Consider the following 23,178-nt stretch of genomic DNA (forward strand, 5'->3'; position numbering starts at 1 on the left):
TTACTCATTCCTTTCTTAGGAAAATCGAAGCCACGCATGTGTGTGGCTTTTTTGATCAGAACTTGTACGCTAGAGTCAACATCGGCCCATAAAAGCGGAATGTAACGTCAATATCAGAGCGGCTACTGTCGTAATCCACGCCAACTTCATAATAATTAAACGATCCCGTGGCACTAAACTGATCAGTGATAAAGTACTTTGCACCAATATCGACCTCAGCAAGGTAACCTTCAATATCCTCTATTGATAAATAAAACAGCTGCGCATGACTTCTCAAGAGCCACTCTTCACTCAAAGCATATTCAACTCGAATCCCGAGATCAGGTAAAGGCGCTGTCACTTCATTAATCACCTTTTCATCAATGAGCAACGTCGGGATTTCAACTTCATCACCGACTTTAACACCAAACTTGCCATCAAAGCCTAGCGACAGCCACATCACGTGCAAGCCAGCTAAAACATCTAAAGACCACTTCTCATTGGTGTAAAACTGGTAGCCATAGCCAATCCGTGCGATATCGATATCTAACTCTGTGATTAGTTTTGATCCCGCTTGTACGACGTAGGCCACACCGCCAGAGGTGAACTCAAACGGCTTAGTCACCGCCGTTCTGGTTGCTTCCCTATGTAAACTACGCCAATCAAAATAGACACTATGCTTGTCGTTAAAGTAATACTCGAGATCTAGATAGGGCAGTAACGCCACTTCTTTTAGATCGAGATCCGATTCAAAGTCAATCGAGCGAATCTTATCTAAATAGGGATCGTACGCGTTAAGTTTCGTGTCAGTTCGCGAGAAAAATCCGCCTACTTCTATCTCCCACTCCGCGGCCTGCGCAGAGAAAGGCATTAATGTAGCAAGGTAAACTGACCACAATGCGCTCTTGGTCATCCTTGATCCTCAATGCAATGTAAGTTAATGATGGGTTCGTTACGAAAATTGTAACTGGCCGTTGATAAATTGCGACCGTCAAATGGGTAGTAACGATGCAAGAGAAAGATTGAATCACATAAATGCGATCAGCATTAAACTTAGCGTGGCAGATAACACAGGATCACCAATATCTTTCATAAATGATATTTCCTCCGGTACGAGTTCGATATTTATCTAAGCCTAGCGTTTGCAAGACCTGAGAGGTATCTTTGATCATCTCTGGGTTGCCACACATCATCACAAAACTGCTCTGCTGAGAGAAAGAGACATCTGCCATATTCGAAAGCTCGCCAGAGGCAATAAGCTCCGGCATTCGCCCCTGTAATTTTCCTTCAATACTTTCTCGACTGACAATTGGAACGTATTTCAAACGTCCTTCATAACGCTGTTGAAGTTGCTCAATTAAATACTGATATACCCGGTCTTTTCCATATCTCACCCCATGCACCAACACGATATTATCACTGTGAGGTAGCAAATTGATGTCATCTAAGAGGGAAAGAAAAGGACCAATGCCGGTGCCTGTAGAGAGTAACCATAAGTCATTGGCGTGCTTTGGAATCGTATCGTGTACCAAGTCACCATGTGCCACTTCACCAACGAAAATGCGGTCACCGGGTTTGAGCTTCTGAAGCTTAGGGGTTAACCGCCCTTGTGGATTAGCTACGATAAGAAACTCTAACCAGTCGAATTGCTCACTGGGTGCATTCACTACCGAATACGCGCGGCTGATCGGTTCTCCTCGTTCATTGAGTAAAGCGAGCTTAGTAAATTGCCCTGCTTTAAAAACCAAAGGGGCGCCAGAAACCCGCAAGCTAAACAGTTCATCAGTCCAATCGACTCGCTTCTCTACCTTGCCTAGGTTAAAACCTTTCAGTTCTGTCATTGCTCATCTCCTCTGGTGGTTCATATTTAAAGCAGTGCTGTATAAAACGTTATATGGTTACACGATGTGATTAACCATTAAATTTCACACTTTTAGCACAAACTTATTACATTCTAGACAGCCCCATCTAGAATGTTTACTCAAATTAGTAAGCCGCTTCGCAAAATGCAGTCATGTAGAGATAAGGGAACACAAAGATGGATACGCTATTGAATGACTTTCCAGTCATTACGGAGATAAAAGTCGCTTGGGGGGAGATGGATGCCCTACAACACGTCAACAATGCCGTTTATTTCCGCTACTTTGAAACGGCAAGATTGGATTACTTTAATAAAATCAATATATTGGTTGATCTAAAAACAACACAGGTCGGCCCAGTACTGAGTGAAACACAATGCCGCTACAAACTTCCTGTGACTTTCCCTGATACGCTTCTTATTGGCTCTCGTGTCGTTGACATACAAGAAGACCGACTCACGATGGAATACCAAGTGTTTAGCAAGAAGTGGGGCAAAATTGCGACGATCGCGACCGCAACTGGTGTGATGTTTGACTTCAAAAACAACGTGAAAACAGCGATACCAAAACACGTGCGTGACTCCATTCTTGAATTAGAAAGCAGTGGCGGCACGCACCATTTAAAATAATCGAACCAATAAAAAAGGTGGCCTATTGCCACCTTCTCATGGTTGTTGAGCTTAGCAAAACGTCTCAATATACAAAGATTCGATTTTGTCTCTCGCCCACTGAGTCTTACGCAAAAATTTCAGAGATGATTTGATCGACGGATCTTTCTTAAAACAGTTCACACTTACGCGCTCATGCATTCCGTTCCACCCAAAGTGCTCCACTAAACGGGTAAGGATTTTTTCTAAACTCAACCCATGCAGAGGGTTATTCGGCTGTTGGTGGCTCATAATGTTGATCCGATAATAGTTTCGCTTATGCATTATCGCCTAATCTAACCCAAAGTTTACCTGCCACCTAATATTTTAAGCTTGTATTAGCCTACTCATCCCCCCCTATAGTCGCTCAAATAGTTTAATGGCCCTCCGCTAAGAAAGCCCTCAATGACCTAAATATTTTTGTCGCAACGGCCCGGCAAGGGAGTTTTTCCAAAGCCGCTAACAGCATAGATATGACGTCTGCGGCAATCTCCGCCTCAATTAAACGCCTTGAAGGACAGATTGGGGTTCCACTGTTTGTACGCTCAACACGAAGTCTGCGTTTAACCTCTGAAGGTGAGTTATTTCTCGACAAAACTACGCAGACCTTAGCTACACGGCAAGAGAGCCTAGATAAAATCGCCAGTGCGCGTGGTGAGCTATCGGGCCAACTGCACATCACCGCTCCCTCGGAACTGGGTCGAAATATGCTCCTCGGCTGGGTAGATGAATTCATCAATGTTTACCCCAATGTTTCTATTAAGCTTGACCTTGCTGATAGCCTCACCGACATGTACACCTAGCCGGTAGACATCGCGATTCGTTATGGTGAACCTTGTGATTTTGCTTGGTGTGGTGCAAACGAACAAACCTTATGTGCCTCACCTGAGTACGTATCTCGCCATCCATTGTTAACAAAACCAGAAGATCTCAATCAGCATAACTGCCTGTGTTACATAGTCACTGATTCGGCTTACAACAAATGGACGCTAACTCGAAATGGCGAAACCGAACAAGTCGTTGTAAGAGGAAATCTACTGAGCAACAACAGCGATTTATCACATCGCTTAGCGATTAAGGGGAAGGGCATTACCAACAAATCATTAATGGACATTAGCCAAGATTTAATTGAGGGTAGACTTGTGCGCGTATGACTAGGCTGGGATTGCGGTCCAGTGCCACTCTACATGATGTGTGCTGACCGTCATTTGCTGACGCCAACCATTCGCTCGTTCCGCAATTTCATACAAGAAAAATGCCGTCAGAAACGGGCGAAAGTACTGGCAACATTTTGAGTAATTAGTATGACGACTCCATATACCCACGCACCTTGATGGTATTGGGTATATGGGATTTTTGTTTAATTAAATAATGATTTAACCCAAAGCATGAAGCTGTCCCAAAGCTGACCAATCCATGATCCCTCATCTACAGTTTGGTTGCTGACAAGCGGATAGCTTGCGACCGTTTCGTCGTCATTTTTCCATATCACTTTACCAACGACGTCCCCCTTCTTGATTGGAGCAATCAAAGGCTCATTCACAATGACCACTTTGTCTAACTTCGCTCGCATGGTACGTGGAAGAGTAAGGAATACATCTTGAGCAAAACTTAAGTCGATTTCGCTGACATCACCTTTCCAAATCCTCACTTTAGATTCAACTTCGCCCTGTTTCGCAATTTGCTTGGTATCATAAAAACGGAAACCATAACTCAACAAATTCTTAGATTGGCTTATTCTCGAGCGCTTGCTTGGCGTTCCCATCACCACAGATATCAATCGCATCTTCCCCTCTTTTGCCGAGCTGACCAAACTGTACCCGGCGTTACTGGTGTAACCAGTTTTCCCACCATCTACATCAATCGAGTTATCCCACAGCAACTTATTGCGGTTGTACTGAGTGATGTCATTCCACTTAAACACTTTTTCACTATAAAGAGCATAAACGTCTGGTACATCTTTGATAATTGACTGCATTAGCCTTGCCATATCTGCTGGAGAAGTTTGAATGCCCTCACTATCTAAACCATGAGAGTTAACAAAATAGGTATCTTGTAAACCCAACTTCTCAGCCCAACCGTTCATCAAAGACACAAATGCACTCTCACTGCCCGCGACATGTTCTGCGAGCGCCACACATGCATCATTTCCGGACTGAATGATCACACCGCGCATCAAGTTCCCGACGCTGATTTCGTCTTTGGGCTTAATAAACATTTTGGAAGAGTCAGGAAATTTTGCTGACCATGCATTTTCACTCACTGTCACCTTATCTTCCCAACTCAAACGGCCAGCTTTGATCTCCTGCCCTATCACATATGCCGTCATCAATTTGGTTAAACTGGCAGGCGCTAATCCTGCCCTTGCATTTTGCTCGGCAATAATGGCGCCAGATTGATAATCCATTAATACATAGCCTTTTGCTTGCAGTTCCGGGGGCTCTGGCGTGATCACCGCCAACACTGGCGCGCTAATTAAGTAGACGACTAATATCCATCGGGGTAAAGAACGTTTCATCTGGCTTCCTCCATGATCAGCACAGCGATACAGCTAACGGCAACGCACACCTCTATTGCCGAACATATTGTGGGTTTCTGTCACAGCCCATGCATTTAAGCGTGTGATTTCATTGCTAAAGCAATAAGCTGTAATGTGATCATAGTCCACTACACACATAGCACCACTTCAAAGGAACACTTTCTGTCGCGAGAGACGCGCACTACTGCACTACGGCTATCGAATTATTAGTCTGTCGCCATTGGTTAAAGCGCTAAACCGAAGTAAAGTGATGATACTAAAGCGAGTCGCACAAACCGTTCTCAATAAGGAAATACCAATAACAATGAACGCTCAAGCATTTATCGACGCAGGATTGCATTACATTCCCCATACCTTCACCGTTCCACTCAACTATCAAGACGCTAGCAAAGGGACGCTTAACGTCTTCGCACGCAGCGTATCTTTGGTCGGTGATGAAGAGTCAGACAAGCCATGGTTAGTGTATTTACAAGGCGGCCCTGGCTATCCTTCTCCGCGTCAAAATGGCAACAGCGGTTGGATCAAGCGTGCACTGCAAGAGTATCGCGTTCTGCTTTTAGACCAACGCGGTACAGGTAACAGCAGCGTAATCAACCACCAAACCTTGGCGCATTTAGATCCAGAGCAGCAAGCTGAGTATCTAAGCCACTTCCGTGCAGATAACATCATTAGAGACGCTGAATTTGTTCGTCGCCAATTTGGCATCGAAAAGTGGGCCACTTTAGGACAAAGTTTTGGTGGGTTCTGCACTCTGACGTACCTATCAATGTTCCCAGATAGCTTGCTACAAAGCTACATTACAGGAGGCGTACCTTCCGTTTCTCGTCATGCTGATGATGTTTATCAAGCAACATTTAAGCGTACAATGGAGAAAAACCGAGCCTTCTTCCAGCAATTTCCACAGGCACAAGCACTTTGCCAAAATATCGCCAATCATCTGCTAGAAAACGAAGCGTTTTTGCCGAACGGCCAACGTTTTACCGTTGAGCAATTCCAACAAATCGGCATTAACTTTGGTGTTAGCGATACCTTTCTACCAACCTACTATTGGTTGGAAAGTGCCTTCATAGAAGTCAATGGCAAGCCTCAGCTACGCTACGAGTTCTTAAATGACATGTTGGCGCAACAGAATTTCCAGACCAACCCAATTTATGCCATTTTACATGAATCAATCTACTGCCAGGATTTCGCTTCCAACTGGAGTGCCCATCGAGTTCGCCAATCGTACGATGCGTTCAACTATGAGCCAGGTAAACCGTTCTACTTCACCGGAGAAATGGTTTTTCCATGGATGTTCGACCAATACGCGAACCTAAAACCACTTAAAGCCGCGGCAGAGTTATTAGCAACGAAAAAAGATTGGACGCCACTTTACAATGCAGAGCAACTGGCGCAAAACAAAGTGCCAGTTAGCTGTGCGGTCTACGCTGACGATATGTTTGTAGAAATGGACATCAGCCGTGAAACACTGGCTATCATGCCAAATGCGAAAGCATGGATCACTAACGAATATGAACATAACGGACTGCGAGCAGACGGCGAACGCATTCTGGATAAGCTAATCGCCATGGGTAAACAAACCGCTGCGACTCTGATATAAGGGGTAAAAAACGCCTCTTCACTCATGATGAAGAGGCGCTTCTGTATACGAACTCTCACTCATTCTAAGTTCAGATTAACTTAATCTTTCACTCGTTTGCTCATGGCTTTGGTGACCACTCTATAGCCCATTTTATGGTAGAAATCTTCACCTTCATGATTAAATGACGCGACGGTCAATCGAATTTCTTCAATATCTTGACTACACAAATCACTCTCGATTTTATCCATCAATGACAGACCAATACCTCAGCTTTATTAATAGCCTCCCGCATGATGCGGGGAGGCTATTAAGCAATCATGAATGAAGTGTTGCGATAATATCAATGTGACCGTTTGCTCTACCTAAGCCCCGTAAAAGAGCGTTGCATTAAATGTTCACGGCCTGCCAATAACCCCATTTCATAACCCTCTAATAATACCGACTGGCGCATAGAAAGGCGCTGAACATGAAACTCATCAGGTGGAGCAATAACACGCACTCGAGTCCCTTCAGGCGGATTACGAATGAACGCTAGTGACTCATTGTAATTCTCTGAGCGATTCAACATGGCCTCTGCCATTTTGGGGTGTTCTGCGAACAGTTTTTTCATTAACCAAGGGGTTTTGACTGGCTTCTTCTCATAATTTAAAGGGTGTGAAAGCAATACCGTGATGTCTCGCGCGCCACGGCGATGGGCTTCACGCACCGGAATAGAGTCTGCGACGCCGCCATCGGTATAACAACCACCAGAGAAACATGGGGTATGTTTATAAGCAATCGGCAGCGCAGTGGTTGCCTCAATTGCGTGATTAAAATTATCTCGATTCACTCGGTAGTAATCTGCTTTGCCTGTATCCACGTTAGTAGTCGCCGCTAAGAAAGGGATACCATCAAAGAGTTTTGCTTCATCGACCGGGTACAAACGATTGGATTCTTCAAACAACCATTTAACATCGATTAGATCACCACCTTTTAGAAAGCGCGTGGGATCGAAGAAGCGCTTGCTGGTTGCAAGTTTGGTGATCACATTAATGCTGCGGTGCGGGTAATCGGTCAAATAACCAATTAAGTTTGATGCCCCAGCCGACACACCAATCGCAAAATCAAATGGCTTGTAGTCCTGTTCTAAAAATGCATCTAACACGCCGCTGGCAAAAACGCCACGCATTGCACCACCTTCGACGACGATTGCTCTTGTTGCCATATGTCCCCCCCAATAAATACGTTAAAAGACTACTGAAATTCGTGCTATAGCAACAATCGGTTATTCTTATCATTGAGATAGATGAAGTCTATGTTTATCTGACGCTTAAAATGAAAACTTAGGTTCATAAAATTCACAAAGCCCAAGCCCAAAAGCAAATGTGGATTAAACTCGATAGAATTATGAAAAGACGGTTTTATACGCTTCTGCTGCACCATCAATGAACATTTGAGTACCGATCACGGCAAGGATGAGTCCCATCATTTTGGTGATAACATTTAGCGCACTTGGACCAACCGCTTTGACTAGACGATCACCAAATAAAAATAATACATAGGTGATCACACATAACACGGCGAATGACACGATAGTTATGATGGTTTGATCAAGCCCGCCTGATGTCGCAAAGTTCATCGCGGTAGCAATCGTACCTGGCCCTGCTAATATCGGCATTGCCAGGGGAGAGACAGCAATACTCAATGCCGCTTGCTGCTGAGCTGGTGAATACGCCTTCTCTTTGGTTTTTTGGTGAGTCGAATCGCCCTGAAGCATATGGAATCCGATGACAAAGACCAAGATTCCCCCTGTTATGCGCAGCGCATACAGTGTAATGCCAAACAGGTCAAAGATGAGCTTTCCGGCAACGGCAAACACCGTGACGATGACAAAAGCAAATAACACCGAGCGGAACGCTATCGAATGCACGGTCTCTTTGTCCTCATCTGCCGTCAGGCTCAAAAAGATCGGAATATTGGCGAGCGGATTCATGATGGCAAAAAAGCCCATAAACACCGTAACGGTATGCAGGATTAGATCTTTCATGCAATTCACTTCTGTAAGCTATTGATCCTAATCCTCAGTATATACCCAAGTTATTACATCACTTACGGACTAATTATTAACCCTGCGCCCACATCACAAGCGCAAAGTGATTAATTAACGTCTTTCTAACAGCATCATAGCCTCAGCATGATCGGTGTGAGGAAACATATCAAACCACTGGCAACGGAGTACCTGATAGCTCGACATCGCCAATAAATCTTTAGCCATGGTTTCTGGATTACAGCTCGAATAAATCACGTATTTTGGACCCGATTGCTCTAATTGCGTGGCCAGTGACTCACCTAAACCTCTACGAGGGGGATTAACTAAGATCAACTCTGGCATTTTATCTTGTGACTGAGAAAAACGACTTGAATCCAATGCGGCAAAATCAAGATTATCAATACCCATCATTGCGGCTGAACGCTTTGCACTCGCGATCGCCTCTGATTCGATTTCGATTCCCGTTACCGCAGTATGCTTCGACGCACAATGTAAACCAAAACCACCAACACCACAGAAAAGATCCCACATTGTCTTGGGCTTGATCTCCGCCACCCACTGCTGTGCTGTCGCATACAGTTGTTCAGCCACCTGTGGATTGGTTTGGAAAAAGCTCTTGGGACGAATCACCAAAGGGACATGATTAAATCGCTCAAGCAAGCTTTGTTGCTCGGTCAAAAAGATTTCTTCTTCACCCTCAAGGCGTGCCATATGGATCGGCTGTAGGTTCACCGTCACAACCGTTACGCTAGGAAAGGCTTGCTGTAAACGCGGTAAGTTCGCTCGCACACGCTCCAAAGCCGTGTCGCTGCGCATGACAAATCGCAGCATAAATTCACCGCTGTTTTGCGCTCGTGTCAGCAACACAAACTTCAATTCGCCTTTCTTTTTCACTTTGTTGTAAGGCGGAATACCTGCGACGCGAATCCAGTCTTGCAAATAGCTTAACAGCTGCTGAGTCTCATCTGGGTAAAGAGGACAGTTCACTAATGATAATGGCGAACCATCCTGAACGTTTTCGATGCCTAGCGTCGGTTGATGCGCGGCCCCCAATGCAACCATCTTTGCCTTATTGCGAAACTGCGTTTTGTGACTCAGTACGGGTGTTAACCATTGTTTTGGGGAAAATGGAGCAAACATCGCCCTCAGCCGAGCGTCTTTCTGCTCAACTTGAAGTGAGTATGGGATGTCGCTGTTTTTACAAGAAGCACAACGTTGCTGAGCAAAGAATTCACATCGCATGATGAATCGCCATTTCAAAGAAAAGGCGCAAGTCTAGCTCTCTACTCCCGCTTTACTATTCTGATTGTTTACCGTCACGATAAAAATGATTATGTTGTACCTTCAGACACAAAACATACATAACAAAAACAAGGAAGCTATCTCGTGAACAATACCATTCGAACCATTATGGCTCATCGCTCAATTCGAAAATTTACGCCTCAACCTGTTGAGAACGAACAGCTACAAGCGATTATCCAAGCCGGATTAGCCGCCTCTTCCTCCAGCCTGTTACAAGCCGTGTCTATCATCCGAGTCACCGACCAAGCCAAACGTAAATTGCTTGCTCAATACGCGGGAAATCAAGCCTATGTTGAAGATGCGGCTGAGTTTTTGGTGTTTTGTATCGACTATCAGCGTCACATCAGCATCAATCCTGCAGTCCAAGCGGACTATACTGAATTAACACTTATTGGCGCTGTCGATTCTGGCATTATGGCGCAAAATTGCTTGCTTGCCGCAGAGTCAATGGGATTAGGCGGTGTCTACATTGGCGGTTTAAGAAATCACGCCGAAAAAGTGGATGAACTGCTTGAGCTGCCTCAAGGCACGGCTGTGCTATTTGGTATGTGTTTAGGGTATCCGGATCAGAGCCCTGAAATTAAGCCACGTTTGCCAGCGCATGTTGTTATGCATGAAAATCAATATCAACCACTTAATATGGATGATATTCAACATTATGACCAAACTATGCAAGTATACTACGCAAATCGCTCTGCCAATCAAAAACAAAGCACTTGGTCACAAGACGTCACCACCAAACTGTCTGGAGAATCGCGTCCGCACATTCTCCCCTATTTAAACAGTAAAGGGCTTGCGAAACGCTAAGCTTAACCACACCAAACCTTATTGGAGAGTGCGTCGGAACGCATTTAACGTTTCAAGAGCTACGTCAATCAAGTTAGGCCACCTTTCCTTCTTTTATCTCACATAACTCCCTTGTAATTACTAGGGAGTTATGTGAGATAAAATGCAACTATACGCCTCCTGTCATATTTTGGATTACAGGATAAATCATCGTCACCTACTCTGACGGAGCTCACGCCCAGAGCACTCAACACTCGCGGAAAGAACTCGGTTCACGGCAATCACACTCCCCCGCCCTCGTTAGCAGGAACAATCTGTTTTTACCTTCTTTTATAACGTCTAATTTGGCGAGTGTGGAAGAGGTAAGAAAGGTGAAAAATGCAATCTCTAAACAGCTTCTCGATTAATCTCAATCAGCAAAAATCTATCGCCAAGAAACGTTTAAAAGCGATTCGTCAAAACGATACGGATACTCTATCGGGTCGGTGGCATTCACAACCATGAACATGACCGTTGGACTTGAGATCATAAGCAGTTGCCCACGCTCAACCATGGTGTTCAAAACCAATAATCGTAAGATAAGTTAACAGCGATATCCTTCGAGAAACAGGGCAAGAATATCATCAACGGTTTTCTTGCGCTGCTCTATGCTTGGCACTTCTTGGGTTGCGATGAGTTGCGGCCACAGAAAGTTGCCCTTTAATAAACACATCAACATGTTACTCATCATCGCAGGATCGAGCGATTTAACTTTGTTATCGGCCATTGCCTCAGAAAACCAATTCTCCAACAACTCGTCTTGGCGTTGCAGTTGGTGCAGATAATTTTCTGCCAGTTCTGGCGTACGCATAAATTCACCGATCACCATTTTGGCCAAGGGTAAACCAAAATCTTCGTACATAGAGTCCAGCTTAGCGTGTAGGTAGTCTCTGAGTTGCGCTTCTACCTCTAACGTTGGCGAATACTGTAATTGTAATTTGGCTCTTTGAGTCTCTAAAACGGCTCGAATGGATTCAATGAATAACACATCTTTACTTTCAAAATGGCGATATAACGTCCGTTTTGATGTCGCTGCACGCCCACACACTCTATCCATATTTGCGCAAGTAAAGCCATACTCAATAAATTCTTGTTGAGCCGCTTCAATGAGCGCCAAGCGCTTTTTCTCTGAAAGTTTCATCGTTCTAGATTCACCAACCTCATGTAAGTGGTTCAGAGTATAGCGCACAGCAATCAAAAGTATACTTTGAAGTTTACTTTTTCAATTTATGGAGTAAGATGCGCTCGTCGATGTTAAGAGCCTATCAATCAATAACTAAAATCGCTTAACTTAAGCTGTGGTGCTTTGTCTTCCTGACTAAGTAATCTTTTTTCCGTGATGCAAACACCGAAGATATTCCAATATCTCCGGCGTATTTTTATCCGTCACGTTTGATGAAATTAACTATGAAATTACGATCTTTGATCTTTGCTTGCTCTTGCTTACTCTCTGGAATCGCGAATGCTGATTCTTTTTCACTGCCTATTTGGAAAGAAAAAGCAGAAGAGCTTGGCTACAACTTACCAAAACCTTTTGGTCTAAATCTCAGCTACATGAGCATGGAGCAAGGCATCAATGTCGACTCTATTGCTTTAAAAGGCGTTCAGCTCGGGCCAATTGATCTTGATGAACTTCCATTAGAAGCTGGTGCTGGAAAACAAGCAACAAATGTGATGACACTTCGTGCGGACGTTTGGCTATTTCCATTTTTAAACCTTTATGGACTAGTCGGAACTTTAGACGGTTATTCTGAAACCACCGTTAAACTAAAAGTTTCTGATCATACATTATTTGAAACGCCTTTCCGCTTAGATCTGGATGGCTATACCTATGGCGGAGGGTTCGTACTCGCGGGCGGTTACAAACAACTTTTTGCACTTGTTGATGCAAGTTATACCCAAACCAATTTGAATGTCATCGATGGCGCAATTGACGCTATTGTCGTGTCTCCACGAATTGGTTATGACTTCAATAACCATGGCATACCTTTGCGATTTTGGATCGGTGCCATGTACCAAAATGTGGAACAAGAGTTATCAGGCACACTGAAACAAGCTGGAATCAAGGGACTTCCAGGTCGTTTTGAAGTTAAACAACAATTGACTTCTGAATGGAACACCATCGCTGGCATGCAATACCAAATCAATGATGATTGGTATCTCTTGGGTGAAGCGGGTTTTGGTGAACGCCAAAGCATCTTTTTCTCTCTAGACCGCCGCTTTTAGAGTGTAAAAACTATGCAAGCGATAAAATACATTGCTCTGTCTGCCTTGTTTTTCCCCCCTCACACATTCGCAGAAAAACAAGATAGCGGTTGGATGGATGAGTTGTTGACCAAACTTGGCTCAAGCGAAGCCGTAGACGAGTCGAAGCTGATCGACTGGGGCGTGCTGCCCGGTCCATTCGTGAATCCAGAACAAGGCTTTGGCATTGGCGTTGCCGCGGTGGGTCTATACACCCCTTACGATTGGCAAAAAGGCGCCCCTTATTCCACTGTCACGGCAACGTCTTACGGTTCAACCTCTGGTTCTTACGGCTTGGGGTTAAACAACCGCACTTACTTAAAAGATGACAAAGTTCGTCTTTTAGGTGAAGCATGGATCAGTCATACACCCGGTTATTACTGGGGTATTGGCAGCCAAGCAGCAGAGAACGATAACAATAAAGTGCAGTATGATGGTCAACGTATACAGTTGAACCCAAAAATCGCGGTAGAAATCGCACCCAATACCTACGCCAAGCTCGGTTGGCAATGGCAATCATTCAGTAAAGTAAACGGTGTTGATGGCGATATACTTCCTTCAGAAGTCACCGATGCCACCAGCAGTGGCGTCTTGATTGGAATGGAATACGATACTCGTGATTTCGAACCAAACCCAATGCATGGTCAGTTTCTCGATCTTGAATGGATTGCGAACCGTGATTCGCTCGGCAGTGATGAGGACTACGACAATCTCGTGGCGAACTATCGTGTTTACCAACAATGGACCGACACCACGATTATCGCAATGGAGGTATATTCACAATCGATTTCCGGTGATGCTCCTTGGTTCGATTATGCCCAACTGGGTGATGCTCAACGTATGCGTAGTTATTACCAAGGGCAATATCGCGACAAACATCAGCTTTCTACACAAGTAGAAATTCGCCATACCATTGCAGGTCGTCATGGTGTGGTGGGCTGGGTGGGTGCCGGCAATATCGCACCAACCTATCACGACTTATTCGAAAGCCGTTGGCTACCGACGGTAGGTGTTGGTTACCGATTTGCGTTTAAAGCTCGTATTAATGTGCGTATTGATTTAGGCGTGGGTAAAGACAGCACGGGTTTCTATTTCCAAATTAATGAAGCATTTTAGGAGTGGGGGTTTGAAAAAAACAGCACTATTACTATTTAGCCTTTGCACCGGATTCGTCCAAGCACAAGAACTCAAAGCGCCAGTCGGCGTCAGACCTTGCTGTGCGTTCGGTGTCGATCTTAAAGCGCAATTAGGAAGCGTGCCCGTTCCTTTCTTCTCTCTTGAGAATGTTTTATCCAGCAGCGAAGTGGGCACTCATCACTACAATGATGGTAGCGAATCCGTCTCTGCTAGCATACTTGGACTAAACGAAGAAGCCAATGGCATTATCTTTACCGAACTCGGTGGTTTTATTGATACGGCGCACGTTCGTGATACGGCCGACTACACCTACTATTTATTCCAGCTAAACCGTTATTATTTAGGACGCGCCGCGTATCTGGATTTACCTGCTGAACTACGTATCAGACGTATTCGGTGGTTTGAACAGAACACCCCATTCAGTGAGCAAGAGAAAATCGAGCGCAGCGCTCAGGCAGCCGCCTTAACCGCATTTCAACTCGCACAATGGCATGAGATTGCGCAGTGGTTTGGTATGGTATCCGTGAGTGGCTTTAAGGAGCTGGCTTCGGCATTCTCTTCTGAGGACCTTTACTCCAATATGCTAGGCGCGAAATTGGCGAAACAAGTGCTGATGAGCAACCCAGAACTTGATCAACAAGCGTTTTCAAAGGCGATGGATAGTGCGTTACAGCGAGCACTCTCTGATTTGCAAGCGCAATCTAAATCAATCACTAAAGAACTTATTCAGCAACTTGATGGTACTTGGTGGGACAGCTCACGACGTTTACCAGATAAGTGGGTAGTCCGATTCCGTGACTATCATTTAGCACTCACATTAAGCCCAAACTATTCTGGCTCAACCCACTCACTTTCACTCAATGATCGCTTTACCAACCAGCAACCCATCGATCAATGGATGACTATTGAGCTTGTTGCGGGCGACCAAGAAAACGCATTTTCGACTCTGCCTAACGCACTGAAGTCAAAATCGATTTGGTCGACACGAGACTTTCAACCATTAGCCAGCTTTGCGAAATCGGTCGATGATCAGACTCGCCCGCCTCTGAAGAAATAAACTGAATAATCAGCGCCTAGTTATGCACTAGGTGCTGAAAACACCCTTTGATGCTTTCAATCCAGCCCCACCTGCAAATGTAATAAAACATTTCCTACGGTTGCATATTCGATGAAATTGTAAAAAACCAGCACTTTAAACCACAACAAGTGTTAATGCCCAGTTAAAAACCCAAACTTTATAGTGATGAAGATCACATTCACTAACCATTCAGACGATTATTCTTTCGTATTTTTATCCTCCCCTGCTACTCTGCTTGCCGCCTTGAAGTGAACTCAAGGTGCATAACTATAAGGAGTGTTCTCATGAATACCAAGAAACCGATGTCGCTTACTAGCCGCGTAATTTTGGGTATGGTAGCGGGTATCTTGACCGGATTTGCAATTCGTACGCTTTTCGCCGACAACGGATTTGTCGACGCATACATTGTTAATGGATTATTTGAAGTTGGTGGTCAAATCTTTGTTGCCAGTTTGAAAATGCTTGTCGTACCGCTCGTGTTTGTTTCACTGGTTTGTGGTACTAGCTCTCTCAAAGACCTCACTACCTTGGGTCGCATGGGCGGTAAAACCCTTGCGTTCTACATAATAACCACCGCGGTTGCTATTACCCTTGCTCTAACGATGGGTAGCTTGTTCCAACCAGGAGCAGGGGCTGATCTAACCGCTGCAACGTCATTCAAATCAGCAGAAGCGCCATCACTGGGTCAGGTGATCATTAACATGTTCCCGACAAACCCAATCAGTGCAATGGCAGAAGGTAAAACCCTGCAAGTTATCGTATTCGCAGTACTATTCGGTATCGCGATCAGTACTGCTGGTAAACCAGGGGAACGCATTGCCGCTTTCTTCGTTGATCTTAATGATGTGATCATGAAGCTGGTTGCAATCTTAATGCACCTTGCACCTTTCGGTGTATTCTTCCTAATGGCGAAACTGTTTACTAGCCTTGGATTGGGTGCCATTTTGAACCTAGCAGAGTACTTCCTCGTACTAGCAGGCACACTCCTGCTGCACGGTTTGGTAACTTACAGTTTGATGCTAAAAGGTTTCACAGGACTTAGCCCGATGAAGTTCCTGCGCAAGATGGAAGACGCGATCATGTTCGCCTTCTCTACTGCATCATCAAACGCGACCATTCCTGTCACCATGGAAACAGCAAAGTACCGCATGGGGGTTGATAACCGCGTATCGTCTTTCACCGTACCTCTGGGTGCGACAGTGAACATGGACGGCACAGCCATTATGCAAGGTGTTGCAACAGCGTTCATCGCTCAGGCGTTTAATATTGATCTAACGATGGGTGATTACCTGATGGTGATCATGACGGCAACATTGGCGTCTATCGGTACGGCGGGTGTCCCTGGCGTTGGTCTAGTGATGCTAGCAATGGTATTGAACCAAGTTGGTCTGCCACTTGAAGGTATCGCACTGATCATGGGGGTTGACCGTCTGCTAGATATGATTCGTACCGCCGTCAATATCACCGGTGATAGCGCTGTGACCATCATTGTCGCTAAATCAGAAGGTGCATTAGATGAAGCTCGCTTTAACGATCCAAGCGCTGGCGTAGCAGAAGAAGAAGTGCACTGGAAACGTGCCGAAGCACAAAGCTAGCAAGCACAATTATCCAGTCAAAGACAAGCCCCGATGGAAACATCGGGGCTTTTGTTTTTCGACGCGGTTGGGTCTAGTCCATCATCGAGCCTAGCTTTTCTCTTGCTTGCTCTTCATGCTGTTCAGTAATAGCGCTGCCGACTGAGTTTGCCGCGAGAGTGAGTGCTGCCATATCGTCAGTGAACCCCACTCCAGCAAGCACATCTGGCACCATATCGGTGGGTAGAACAAAGTACGCCAGCGCCCCACCTAATATCGCTTTATGACGCACAGCAGTACTAGAGTCGGTCATTGCAAGCCATGATTTGATGCCCATGACGGCCACCTCTTCACCCGCTTTTTTGACCGAGTTTTTCATTTTACGCCAAAACGTTTTTTCATCTGGCGCATTTAACGATTCATCGACGACGTCATTAGGCGCCGACTTTACAGACATGGTTGTGGTCATCGTTGCCTCCAATATTTGTGACTGTGACACAGAGTGTAAAGAGAGAAACCTGAACGTAAGATTAATAACCAGAAACAATATTGAAAGCATAAAAAAATCCCCAAACCGAAGTCCGGGGATTGTGTTATTGGAACCAAGTTTTAAAGCACAATGCCTTATTGGGCAATCTTCTCTACGACACGCATCAGCATTTTGATACGAGGTTCGATAGACTCAAGCAACAAATACTCTTGGTCACTATGGAAACCAGCACCGATTGGTCCTAAACCATCTATGGTAGGAATGCCAAGGATCGCCGTATTGTTTGCATCGGAACCACCGCCGACTTCATGCCATTTGATGTCAATCGCAAGCTCTTGAGCCGCTTCTTCTACCAATGCCATCAAACCGTCTGTTTGTGGGCTAGGTATCATGGATGGCTTATACGCTTCACGAGTTAGACTGATGCTGACACCATCAACAAACGGCGTCGTAACCAAACCATTTAGCTTACTGTCGACATCATCGTACTCTTCATTACTCCAGAAGCGTACGTCAACAATCGCTTCCGCTTGTTCAGGAACAATGTTTGCTCCATTACCGCCAGAAACGACACCGACATTGAGTGTTGTACCAGATTCGTAGTTGGTCATCGCATTGATCGCCAGAATCCAGTTCGCCATCTCTGTGATTGCGCTGCGGCCATTCTCTGGCTCGTTACCTGCGTGAGCAGCAACACCATTAAAGCTGATTTTGTAACACGCCATGCCCTTACGAGCTTTTACTAAACCACCGTCGGCACGTGCCGCTTCTGCTACCAGAACATGCCTCGCATTCTTCGCTACCGATTGAATCCAATCCACAGAATCCAGAGAGCCCGTCTCTTCATCTGGGTTCATGCAGATTGCAATAGACAGCTTATCCAACACCGCTTGGTCTAACTTGCGCATCGCGTACACGATATTCAGCAAACCAGATTTCATGTCCGATACTCCCGGACCGTACGCTTTCTCTGCGTCTTGAGACATTGGACGCAGTTCAGCCGTACCCACAGGGAAGACCGTATCCATATGGCCAATCAGCATTACGTCGATTTGTTCTACTTCTGGTTTGTTTCGTACTTCTAGACCAATACCTGCTTTGCCACAATCGATGCGTTTTACGCTCCAACCCGACATTGCTTGGTATTTCTCCTCAAACTGAGAAGCGATAAACTCGATACCATCGGTGGTGTAAGTACCGCAGTCCACATTGATTAGCGGACGCAACTCTTCAAGATATTCATTTAGAGAAAATTGCATTCCCCACTCCTACACGAACAAGTTCATCACCAGCATCGCGCCAAATGCGTTCAATACTGAGATTGCAATCATGACTGGAATATAACGGCCTTCCGTACCGATAGGACCCATGATACGGCCCATGTACTGAACTTGAGAACCCATTAGGTAAATTGCAGGAGCCAGAATCGCAATGTGCGTACCGTTCAGGATGCCTTGGTCAAACAGTGTGATAACCACACCAACCGCCCCCCCCATCGACATCCATGCGCCGATCAATACCGCTGCCGCTTCGCCCGGAAGACCAAATACCGCCATGATGGGAGAGAAAACCGTGCCCATCAGATCCAGTGCGCCAGTGATTTGCAGCGCTTTGATGATCACAAATGCCATCAATACGTTTGGCACGGTAGAAGTCGTTGCAATCACCCAACCTTTCTTAGCACCTTCGACGAAGATATCCGTCACCATTGGTTTTTTCGCTTTAACGTCACCCATTATGCCGTCTCCTCTTTTAGGCTCTCTGATTTGTTTTGCTCTTGTTTGTCTTCGTTACCTTCTGTGATGTTTAGGTAGATACGGAATAGGTTCGCGCCGATGATCTTAAATGCGAACATCACCACAACCGCCAAACCGATAGAAGACGTTACTGCTAAAGAACCATCTGCCATCGTCAGCGTGAACAACACCGCACCTGATGAGAAGAAGTTAACAATGGTCGCACCCGCCGTGAATTGGAACATAGTGAATACGTCCGTTTCGCGCTTAGTTAGGTGACCTTCATCTTTTAGCTGACGCGTCATCGCCGCACCTGCATCGGTACTTTGTAGTGAAGCAATCAGAGCCAGACCAGAGTTACCAGGGATACCCACTAGAGGTCGTAGAAGAGGTGTAAGAAGCTTACGAGCCGCTTCAAGTGCACCGTAGTGCTCAAGAACGTTGATCATACCTAGTGCAAACATAACGGTTGGGATCAAAGTAAGAGCAAAAATGAAACCGTCACGTGCACCACTACCGCCAGTACCGCGGAATGAAGTCGTCGCCGCTTGAACCGCGCCATCCGCCCCTTCCGTTACGCCGTACGCAACTTTACCAAAAGAACCATTAAGCGTTGTAAAGTCAAATACACCGTACCATTCGCTCGATTGCATCAGACCAGAGAAGAACACAACAGCAAACGCGAGTGCAATATAGCACCCGATCGTCACTTTGCGTTCGGCTTGAACAGGGTTTGTCATAAATTCACCTATATGTGTGGAACAGAACACATAGATGATCCCTTGAAGTACGTGCTAGAGAGATGATCGAAATCAATCCGTGCGTCGAACAGGGCTTCCACTCAATTATGAAATTTTATTTTATGATTTAAATCACACTTAAAAGATAATAAATATTTATTACGGCAATAAGGAGAATTTATCTAAAAACGATAAAAACCGAAACACGTTAAATTTCACCCTTAATTGTATATAAAATATGTCTGAAGCACGTAGTTTTCACTTAGCCAAAACAGGAAAATAAGCACCTATCTTATTGTTTAAATACTTTTTTAATTGAACCATAACGTTCTCAAACGGCTCAAAGCTGTTCAATATATCGCCATTAAAGCTTATAGCAATAAAGAATCTAAAAATAACAAAGCCTTTCCTTGGTATACCAAAGAAAGGCTCATTAACTAGCTTTTCAAACTGAATGTGAACGTTTAAGCGACGTTACTTATCCCGGCCGACAAACGCGACCACAACTTTGTCACTCCCCAACGAACGAGAGAACACATACGCGCCTTCTTGTTCGATCACTTGATGCTGACCTGCGCCAATTGCTGGGTGAGATTTGCGGAACTGACCTAGTGTCTGCCAGTGTTTCAGCAAGGCTTTCTTGTCATCCGAGAGCTTCCATATCATGTCAGAGCGTGTGCCTTGGTGGAAATCATCCGCGTAAGGACCAATGTTACGACCAACCTCATCACCGTAGTAAACTTGAACAGCACCTGGGCTTAGAAGCAGTGCATTCGCTGCGTTACGCTGCATACCGTGGTCTTTAAAACGAGAGAAGAACAGCTCGGTATCATGAGAAGACATATAGCTCACTGGGTTAAAGTCTTTCTCGTTGGCAATGGTATCCGCGTAGCTTTGGTAGGTGTCTGCCATTTGGCTAAAACACGCCGCGCCTTTATCTAGCTTCTTCTGCATATCGAAGTTAATCAACGCATCAAAACCGTCGTCGAAATACGGGCTACGGTACGCGGTGTGCCCCCACACCTCACCCATCATCCAGAATGGCTGACCCGATTGACCGTTCTCTTTACGCCACTGCTCAAGACTACTCGACGCTTCTTCTTTTAGGCGTTTCCACACATCACCTTCGACGTGTTTCACTGTATCTACGCGGTAGCCATCAACACCGAAGCGCTTAACCCAATCGGTTTGCCACTCAATCAAGTAATCCGCTACGGTGTAGTTATCACGCGCTTCGACACGAGTTCCTGGGTTATCCAATAGCCATTGTGGTGGTATCACCGCTTTGTCTGATTCGGTAATAAAATCTGGCAAACCCGCTAATGATATGGTGATGTCGCTGCTGCCCGGCGCAGGATATCCCGGTAAGCCAGTTCTTACCCAATCGCCGCCCCACCAATTCGCCCAGTTCGGGCCCTGGTAGTCAATGTTCTGATGGTAACTGTGCCAATTCTCGCCAGCTTTCGGTTGCCAATCGGCCCATTTCTTAGGCAATTCAGCATGTTGCTTGAGTACCTCAATACCGTCGAACTGTAAATCCGCTAAGGTTGAGTAACCGGTATGGTTGATCACCGCATCCATCAGGACTTTAAGACCACGTTTGTGCGCCTCTTCCACCAACGTTTTTAAATCATCTTCGTTACCGAAGTTCTCGTCAATCTTGGTGAAGTCGCGTGTCCAGTAACCGTGGTATGCGTAGAAAGGAAACGAACCACTGTCGCCACCGCCAACAAAGCCGTGTACCTGTTCGACAATTGGCGATAACCAAATCGCGTCTGTGCCTAGGCTCTTAATGTAATCCAGCTTTTGGATGATCCCCTTAAGGTCTCCACCGTGGAAGGTACCCACTTCATCTTTACCGTCATTCTTGCGTCCGTAACTACCGTCGTTACTGGTATCCGCATTGTTGAAGCGATCCACCATCACGAAGTAAATGTTGGCATTACGGTAGTCGAAGGGTACCGCTTGTTTGGTTTTCTTCACCGTCTCTAGTAACACCAAACCACCAGAATCTTTGCTTGGTGTTAGTGATACTTGTTGATCATGGACTTCGACTATCTGACCTGAGTATGCATCACGCAACTTAGTGCCGTTGGGGAAACTGTCACCCAATGCAATGGTCACTTCACCACCTTGGTACACTTCACATTTCACTTGCGGGATTGGGCGTTTGAATTCTGTCTTATCGGCTTTCTTAGGTTCGCGTTTAAAGCGCAGCGTTTTTGCTTCTTCATCAAAGGCGAACGAGTAATTGCCCGTGAAACGGATTTTCAGCGGTAATTCGGTGGGTTTACCACAGTTAAGCGCAGTCGGCTTGTTGAATTTCACCTTCTGACCATCAGGCGCAACACAGTCACCATCAACTCCGGTGATTTTTAGTGTGTAGCCATCTTTGGTTAATGGCACAACTAAAGGCTGCTCCGCGTTTAGTGGGAAATCACGGCTGTTGGTCGTGGTAGAAATGGTGATGTTTGGCTCGGCGATGGCACTTGCCGATGCAAGCAATAAGGCAGTCGTAATCAGATTCAGTTTCATCGTTCAGTCCATTGATTGCGCATGTTTGCGGCGCTAATTTATTAGTTTTGTTCACTAAAATGATACTTGGACTAATTTTTGATCGCATCATTCTAAATGCCTACGCCCTAAAGCTTGTGACGCTTCACATTTTGCTTTTATCGGGGCGTAGTTCTATTTGAGCGTGATTTGGAGTGCGTCGAGTCAACAAAGCTGCACGCTAGCGCCTAGTTGGTGCGATGTTGAGTGTAATCACTTTGGGGGAACACTTTGATTCGATATGGATTCGGCAATACCACCGCTAGCCTTGCGGCTTGCCACTTCGATAAGTGGCTGGCATGAACACCGCTGCCGCTTCAATACCGTAAATACCAAGGCCGAACTCCACAACACCTCTAGAATACGTTCTTTGCTCCACATAAGCTTCATCAGTAACGAGAAGTAAAGCTCATACGCTTTACGAACATAAGAATGAGAAGGAAACAAAAACACGTTCTTCGCCGTTTGTCGGCTGATCGTACTCGCTCCGCGTGAAGGAGTGCTCTCTCCGGCTTCCCGAGATCACTTTAAATAAAGAGTCCAAATCCACTCCATGATGATGAGGGAACTTCTGATCTTCTGTCGCCATCACCGCAAGTTGAATATTTTTTGAAATGCGTGCAAGTGGCTCCCATTCTTGTGAACTGCTTGATGGATACCCCTCTAGTGGTGAAATCATACGGCTGATCTTCCATCCCCATAATGGTGGGTTAACATATTTAACCAAGCCCGCCAGTAATACATTTAAATGGGAGCGAAGATTGCCTGAATCTCTCATATCGACAAGCTTTGGCCGTTAACAGCTGGTCAAAAAAAGCCCGATTTACATTGTAAAACGGGCTCGATATTGGTTTTTTAGTTTTT

Annotated in this window: 19 protein-coding genes and 4 pseudogenes; 8 read left to right on the forward strand and 15 right to left on the reverse strand. The window is 45.4% G+C overall.

Annotated features, from left to right (window positions below; translation table 11 throughout):
* Positions 1–55: 55 nt before the first annotated feature.
* Both AK966_RS10655 and AK966_RS10660 read right to left on the reverse strand, forming a co-directional pair.
* A complete protein-coding gene (locus AK966_RS10655) occupies positions 56–892 on the reverse strand; it encodes a DUF481 domain-containing protein (RefSeq protein ID WP_099079634.1) in 837 nt (278 codons plus the stop codon).
* 163 nt (positions 893–1,055) lie between these two features.
* Positions 1,056–1,820, reverse strand: coding sequence for a ferredoxin--NADP reductase (locus AK966_RS10660; RefSeq protein WP_119464112.1), 765 nt, complete (start codon positions 1,818–1,820; stop codon positions 1,056–1,058).
* A 197-nt stretch (positions 1,821–2,017) separates the two neighbouring features.
* Between AK966_RS10660 and AK966_RS10665 the strand changes: the two genes are divergently transcribed.
* A complete protein-coding gene (locus tag AK966_RS10665) occupies positions 2,018–2,467 on the forward strand; it encodes a thioesterase family protein (protein ID WP_119464113.1) in 450 nt (149 codons plus the stop codon).
* Positions 2,468–2,518: 51 nt separating this feature from the next.
* Here AK966_RS10665 and AK966_RS10670 read toward each other — a convergent pair whose 3' ends face one another.
* The gene (locus AK966_RS10670) at positions 2,519–2,737 is read right to left on the reverse strand and encodes a VF530 family DNA-binding protein (RefSeq protein WP_099079631.1); all 219 of its coding nucleotides are present in this window, start codon (positions 2,735–2,737) and stop codon (positions 2,519–2,521) included.
* 127 nt (positions 2,738–2,864) lie between these two features.
* On the opposite strand from AK966_RS10670, the pseudogene AK966_RS10675 reads away from it, so the two are divergent.
* Positions 2,865–3,780, forward strand: a pseudogene (locus AK966_RS10675) (LysR substrate-binding domain-containing protein).
* A 65-nt stretch (positions 3,781–3,845) separates the two neighbouring features.
* Here AK966_RS10675 and AK966_RS10680 read toward each other — a convergent pair.
* Positions 3,846–5,003, reverse strand: a complete 1,158-nt coding sequence (locus AK966_RS10680) for a D-alanyl-D-alanine carboxypeptidase family protein (protein ID WP_099079630.1) — start codon at positions 5,001–5,003, stop codon at positions 3,846–3,848.
* 325 nt (positions 5,004–5,328) lie between these two features.
* On the opposite strand from AK966_RS10680, the gene AK966_RS10685 reads away from it, so the two are divergent.
* On the forward strand, positions 5,329–6,624 hold the full coding sequence (locus AK966_RS10685) for an alpha/beta fold hydrolase (RefSeq protein WP_119464114.1): 1,296 nt from the start codon (positions 5,329–5,331) through the stop codon (positions 6,622–6,624).
* 80 nt (positions 6,625–6,704) lie between these two features.
* On the opposite strand, the pseudogene AK966_RS10690 reads toward AK966_RS10685, so the two are convergent.
* From AK966_RS10690 to rlmC, 4 genes and pseudogenes are all read right to left on the reverse strand, one after another.
* Positions 6,705–6,872: pseudogene (locus tag AK966_RS10690) on the reverse strand (GNAT family N-acetyltransferase); the annotation flags it as partial.
* A 49-nt stretch (positions 6,873–6,921) separates the two neighbouring features.
* Positions 6,922–7,810, reverse strand: a pseudogene (locus tag AK966_RS10695) (patatin family protein).
* A 180-nt stretch (positions 7,811–7,990) separates the two neighbouring features.
* A complete protein-coding gene (locus AK966_RS10700; RefSeq protein ID WP_119464115.1) occupies positions 7,991–8,632 on the reverse strand; it encodes a MarC family protein in 642 nt (213 codons plus the stop codon).
* 114 nt (positions 8,633–8,746) lie between these two features.
* Entirely contained in the window at positions 8,747–9,877 is a 1,131-nt protein-coding gene (gene rlmC, locus AK966_RS10705; protein WP_099079626.1) for a 23S rRNA (uracil(747)-C(5))-methyltransferase RlmC, read from the reverse strand.
* A 144-nt stretch (positions 9,878–10,021) separates the two neighbouring features.
* On the opposite strand from rlmC, the gene nfsA reads away from it, so the two are divergent.
* Complete coding sequence (gene nfsA, locus AK966_RS10710; RefSeq protein WP_119464116.1) at positions 10,022–10,744, forward strand: oxygen-insensitive NADPH nitroreductase; 723 nt, start codon at positions 10,022–10,024, stop codon at positions 10,742–10,744.
* A gap of 562 nt (positions 10,745–11,306) precedes the next feature.
* Here the strand turns inward: nfsA and AK966_RS10715 are convergent.
* Positions 11,307–11,903: a TetR/AcrR family transcriptional regulator gene (locus AK966_RS10715; protein ID WP_119464117.1), complete on the reverse strand. Its 597-nt coding sequence runs from the start codon at positions 11,901–11,903 to the stop codon at positions 11,307–11,309.
* Positions 11,904–12,169: 266 nt separating this feature from the next.
* Here AK966_RS10715 and AK966_RS10720 point away from each other — a divergent pair, with 266 nt between their 5' ends.
* The 4 genes from AK966_RS10720 (at position 12,170) to AK966_RS10735 (ending at position 16,816) form a co-directional block, all read left to right on the forward strand.
* Positions 12,170–12,988 carry a TonB-dependent receptor gene (locus AK966_RS10720; protein ID WP_119464118.1) on the forward strand — a complete coding sequence of 273 codons (819 nt, stop codon included), beginning with the start codon at positions 12,170–12,172 and terminating at the stop codon, positions 12,986–12,988.
* A gap of 12 nt (positions 12,989–13,000) precedes the next feature.
* Entirely contained in the window at positions 13,001–14,122 is a 1,122-nt protein-coding gene (locus AK966_RS10725) for a BamA/TamA family outer membrane protein (RefSeq protein WP_099079606.1), read from the forward strand.
* 10 nt (positions 14,123–14,132) lie between these two features.
* Positions 14,133–15,200 (forward strand): DUF4056 domain-containing protein, encoded by a 1,068-nt coding sequence (locus AK966_RS10730; protein WP_119464119.1) that lies wholly within the window; start codon positions 14,133–14,135, stop codon positions 15,198–15,200.
* A gap of 305 nt (positions 15,201–15,505) precedes the next feature.
* On the forward strand, positions 15,506–16,816 hold the full coding sequence (locus AK966_RS10735; protein ID WP_099079604.1) for a dicarboxylate/amino acid:cation symporter: 1,311 nt from the start codon (positions 15,506–15,508) through the stop codon (positions 16,814–16,816).
* Positions 16,817–16,889: 73 nt separating this feature from the next.
* On the opposite strand, the gene AK966_RS10740 is transcribed toward AK966_RS10735, so the two are convergent.
* From AK966_RS10740 to AK966_RS10765, 6 genes and pseudogenes are all read right to left on the reverse strand, one after another.
* On the reverse strand, positions 16,890–17,264 hold the full coding sequence (locus AK966_RS10740; protein ID WP_099079603.1) for a YkvA family protein: 375 nt from the start codon (positions 17,262–17,264) through the stop codon (positions 16,890–16,892).
* Between the two features lie 155 nt (positions 17,265–17,419).
* Positions 17,420–18,544 carry a M20 family metallopeptidase gene (locus AK966_RS10745; RefSeq protein ID WP_119464120.1) on the reverse strand — a complete coding sequence of 375 codons (1,125 nt, stop codon included), beginning with the start codon at positions 18,542–18,544 and terminating at the stop codon, positions 17,420–17,422.
* 9 nt (positions 18,545–18,553) lie between these two features.
* Complete coding sequence (locus AK966_RS10750; RefSeq protein WP_005374849.1) at positions 18,554–19,021, reverse strand: YjiG family protein; 468 nt, start codon at positions 19,019–19,021, stop codon at positions 18,554–18,556.
* Positions 19,021–19,761 (reverse strand): nucleoside recognition domain-containing protein, encoded by a 741-nt coding sequence (locus AK966_RS10755; RefSeq protein WP_119464121.1) that lies wholly within the window; start codon positions 19,759–19,761, stop codon positions 19,021–19,023. The genes AK966_RS10750 and AK966_RS10755 overlap by 1 nt, the downstream gene beginning before the upstream one ends.
* Before the next feature lie 474 nt (positions 19,762–20,235).
* Positions 20,236–22,296: an alpha-amylase gene (locus tag AK966_RS10760; RefSeq protein ID WP_099079600.1), complete on the reverse strand. Its 2,061-nt coding sequence runs from the start codon at positions 22,294–22,296 to the stop codon at positions 20,236–20,238.
* Between the two features lie 206 nt (positions 22,297–22,502).
* A pseudogene (locus AK966_RS10765) lies at positions 22,503–23,092 on the reverse strand (transglycosylase domain-containing protein).
* Between the last annotated feature and the right edge of the window lie 86 nt (positions 23,093–23,178).

It is taken from the genome of Vibrio sp. PID23_8 (assembly GCF_003584965.1).
GTDB lineage: Bacteria > Pseudomonadota > Gammaproteobacteria > Enterobacterales > Vibrionaceae > Vibrio.